Source organism: Tardiphaga sp. (assembly GCF_028290785.1).
In the GTDB taxonomy this organism is placed as follows: Bacteria; Pseudomonadota; Alphaproteobacteria; order Rhizobiales; family Xanthobacteraceae; genus Tardiphaga.
Map to the genome: position 1 here is coordinate 1 of NZ_JAQGJD010000138.1, position 3,620 is coordinate 3,620.

At 68.4% G+C, this 3,620-nt stretch carries 4 protein-coding genes and 1 pseudogene; 3 read left to right on the forward strand and 2 right to left on the reverse strand.

Annotated elements, in window-relative coordinates:
• Positions 1 to 332 (reverse strand): annotated as a pseudogene (locus JWR89_RS08120) (DUF2155 domain-containing protein); the annotation flags it as partial.
• Positions 333 to 527: 195 nt separating this feature from the next.
• Between JWR89_RS08120 and JWR89_RS08125 the strand changes: the two are divergent.
• The 3 genes from JWR89_RS08125 (at position 528) to JWR89_RS08135 (ending at position 2,927) form a co-directional block, all read left to right on the forward strand.
• Positions 528 to 1,304, forward strand: a complete 777-nt coding sequence (locus JWR89_RS08125; RefSeq protein WP_299714090.1) for an SDR family oxidoreductase — start codon at positions 528 to 530, stop codon at positions 1,302 to 1,304.
• Between the two features lie 27 nt (positions 1,305 to 1,331).
• On the forward strand, positions 1,332 to 2,276 hold the full coding sequence (locus JWR89_RS08130; protein WP_299714093.1) for an alpha/beta hydrolase: 945 nt from the start codon (positions 1,332 to 1,334) through the stop codon (positions 2,274 to 2,276).
• A 63-nt stretch (positions 2,277 to 2,339) separates the two neighbouring features.
• The gene (locus JWR89_RS08135; protein ID WP_299714095.1) at positions 2,340 to 2,927 is read left to right on the forward strand and encodes a TMEM175 family protein; all 588 of its coding nucleotides are present in this window, start codon (positions 2,340 to 2,342) and stop codon (positions 2,925 to 2,927) included.
• 66 nt (positions 2,928 to 2,993) lie between these two features.
• Here JWR89_RS08135 and JWR89_RS08140 read toward each other — a convergent pair.
• Positions 2,994 to 3,620, reverse strand: a 627-nt coding sequence (locus tag JWR89_RS08140) for a helix-turn-helix domain-containing protein (RefSeq protein WP_299714098.1), incomplete at its 5' end; no start/stop codon positions are given.

The window sequence follows — 3,620 nt, forward strand, 5'->3', positions numbered from 1 at the left end:
GGCGGCTGCGGCGGCGCGCCGCCGGGCGGCACGTTTTGCGGAATCACGGTGGTGGCCGGTGGCGGCGCCAACGGCTGCGACTGCACGGCGCCGGGCGGCGGCACGCCCTGCCCCGGTCGCGTCGGCAGCAGCCGGCCCTGCGGCAGCTCCGGCACTTCCTCGTCGTCGTCGGATGGCGGCGGCTGCTGGCCGCGCGGCACATTGCCGGGCGGGCGCGGCGCGGGATCGCCGAACAGCGTGCCGAACTGCGCCTGCGCCGGGGCGACGGCGGAGGTCAGCGACGTGGCGGCCAGCAGGGCCGCAAAACCAGCGAGGGTCAGGGTTCGGAACATCGGGCGCGGCTCGGTGGGAGAATCAGGCTCGCGACATCGTAATGGAGGCCGCGCGCAATGGCCTCCGGTTAACACGCTGAATGCGGCGGCGAAAGGGCACCCGGCGCCGCATACCGCCGGTCTGGTCACGTCCTCGCCCGCATGAAATAGTCGGTGCAGAGCCGGAGCAACCGGACGTCCAGGGAGAGCAACACCATGACCGACAGGATTCGTCTGGATGGCCGGATCGCGCTGGTCACCGGCGCCGCCGGCGTTATCGGCACCGAGACCATGCGGCTGTTGGCAGCGCGCGGCGCCTGCATCGTGGCGGTCGATCGCGACGCCGAGGGATTGAAACGCGCGGTCACCGGCCTGCCCGCCCATGCCGAGGCGATGGCCGTGGTCGCCGACGTCACCCGCGAGGAAGACGTCGCCGGTTACGTGCGCCTGGCGCTCGGCAAGTTCAGCCGCATCGACGTGTTCTTCAACAATGCCGGCATCGAAGGCGACATCGTGCCGATCGTGGACGCCTCGGTGGAAAATTTCCGCCGCGTGCTCGAGGTCAACGTGGTCGGCGTGTTCCTCGGCATGAAGCACGTGCTGCCGACCATGCTGAAGCAGAACAGCGGCTCGATCATCAACACCGCCTCGATCGCCGGCCGGATCGGTTCGGCCGACATCGCCGCCTACAGCGCCAGCAAGCACGCGGTAATTGGCCTGACCAAAACCGCGGCGCTGGAATGCAGCGGCACAAATGTGCGGGTGAACTGCGTGTGCCCGGGGATGATCGACAGCCGCATGCTCAGCGCCATCGTGGTCGGGCGCAGCCGCGGCGAGCCGGTACCGCCGGAAAAGGTTCATGACCGGGTTCCGGCGCGGCGGCTCGGCCTCGCCGCCGAAGTGGCGCCGATCGTCGCGTTTCTGGCGTCCGATGACGCCAGCTACGTGTCTGGCTCCGCCTACACCGTCGATGGCGGTCGCACCGCCTCGTAATCAAAGCCAAAACAAGCAAGGTCCCGCATGCCCGTCGTACTCGATCCCGATGCTGCCGCCGTCCTCGCCGCGTTTCGCGAGGCCGGTCGCCCGCCCTATGAAACCCTGTCGCCGCCGGAAGCGCGCGAATGGTATCTCAAGGCCCGGCTGGTCGCGCATCCCGAACCGCCGGTGATGGCGCACGTTCATGCGATGACCGTGCCCGGCCCGGCCGGCGCGATCCCGGTGCGGATCTACACGCCGCTGCAGGTGCGGCAGGCTGATGGCATGGCGCCGTGCCTGATCTTCTTCCACGGCGGCGGCTGGGTGATCGGCGATCTCGACTCCCACGACGTGGTGTGCCGCACGCTGGCGATGCAAGCCGAGGCGATGGTGATCTCGGTGGATTACCGCCTCGCCCCCGAGCACAAGTTTCCCGCCGCCATCGACGATGCCATCGCTGCTACAAAATGGATCGCGGACAATGCCATCCAGCTCAATGTCGATGCGTCGCGCATCGCGGTGGGCGGCGACAGCGCCGGCGGCAACCTCGCCGCCATTGTCGCGATCGACGCCCGCGAACACGGCCCGAAGCTGCAGGCCCAGGTGCTGATCTACCCCGCCACCGATTTTCGCATGACCCATCCCTCGCACCGCGAGCCGGAGACCGACTGCCTGCTGACGCACAACGTCATCCGGTGGTTTCGCGACCACTATCTCAACGGCATGGAGGACATCGACAACTGGCGCGCCTCGCCCGCGCGCGTCGATAACCTTGCCGGCCTGCCACCGGCCTATGTGCTGACCGCCGGCGCCGATCCGCTGCGCGACGAAGGCGACGAATATGCAATGCGGCTCAAGGACGCCGGCGTCGCGGTGGCGACCAAGACCTATCCCGGCCAGTTCCACGGCTTCGTCACCATGGGCAAGATTTTGCCGAAGGCCAACGAGGCGCTGCACGACATCGGCGCGTGGCTGAAGGCGCTGGGGTAGCGTCTGGTTTAGCTGTAGGACTGGCGCAGCGCGATCGCATCAATCCTGACGAGTCGAGGGACCATGACGGGGCCAAGCGATCTGTTCGAAATGCGGCGGCTGGAGGCGTTGAGCAACACCATCTTCGGCGTCGCCATGACGTTGCTCGCCTACAACCTGCCAAAGGCATCCGGGTTGAGCGCGGCGCCGGACTGGACCGAGCTCACCCGCGCCTACGCGCCGCACATTGTGCCGCTGATGCTCAGCTTCATCATCGCCGGCGTATTCTGGTTCAGCCACCAGCGACGCCTCGCCATCGCGCCGGAGGCCGGCCGCGGCGTGGTGTTTCTCAACCTGCTGTTCCTGCTGTCGATCATCGTGCTCCCGGCGACCAACGGCCTCTATGGCAGCTACCGCGCCAGCAACGAGATCGCTGTGCTCTACGGGCTGCATCTCACGGTGATCGCTGCACTCAACGCGGTGCTGTGGCTGCTCGCGCTGCGCGGCCGAGGCCGCTTCGATATCCTGGCGCCTGCGATTTTTCCGGTGGTGGTCTTCCTGCTCGGCACCGCCACAGCCTATGTCGCGCCGGCGTGGGCGCCGTACTTCTGGGCGATGGCCTTTGCCGCGCCGCTGCTCGGCCATCTAGGCCGGCGTCGGCGCGAACCCTGAGGGGCGAGCGCCCGACACCCCTTCCATCCGGCGCCGCTGACCGCGTATCACCCGCTGCCCTGCGCCTCAGTTGCTACGCGCGCGTCGCCGCAGCGCCTGCGGTGGCTGGCCGAAGCTGCGGATGAAGGCGCGGCGCATCCGTTCGGGATCGCGGAAGCCGGTGGCGTGCGCGACCTGCTCGATTGCTTCATGCGACGACTGCACGCGCTCCCGCGCCACTTCGAGGCGCAGCCGCTCCACCGCCTTGGAGGGCGTCGCGCCGGTCTCGGCGATGAAGGCGCGGGAAAAATGCCGCGCGCTCATGCCGGCCTGCTCGGCGAGATGCTCGACGGTGAGCGGCCGCGCAAGATGCTCGCGCGCCCACGCCAGCAACGGCGCGAAGCGGCCGGTCGGCGCTTTCAGCTCGAGCAATGAGGAGAACTGCGACTGCCCGCCGCTGCGCCGATGGTACAGCACCAGTTGCCGCGCGGTGGCCTGCGCCACCTCGTCGCCGTGATCCTCGGAAATCATCGCCAGCGCCAGGTCGATGCCGGCGCTGATGCCGGCCGAGCTCCAGATCTCGCCGTCGCGCACGAAGATCTGGTCGGCGTCGAGCTTCACCTGCGGATAGGTCTCGATGAAATGTCGCGTATGGCGCCAGTGCGTGGTGGCGCGGCGGCCATCGAGCAGACCGGCCTCGGCCAGTACATAGGT

Excerpts from the sequence above, each read along its gene's own strand:
- JWR89_RS08125 (WP_299714090.1), top strand. The coding sequence starts at position 528 with ATGACCGACAGGATTCGTCTGGATGGCCGGATCGCGCTGGTCACCGGC.
- JWR89_RS08130 (WP_299714093.1), top strand. The coding sequence starts at position 1,332 with ATGCCCGTCGTACTCGATCCCGATGCTGCCGCCGTCCTCGCCGCGTTT.
- JWR89_RS08135 (WP_299714095.1), top strand. The coding sequence starts at position 2,340 with ATGACGGGGCCAAGCGATCTGTTCGAAATGCGGCGGCTGGAGGCGTTG.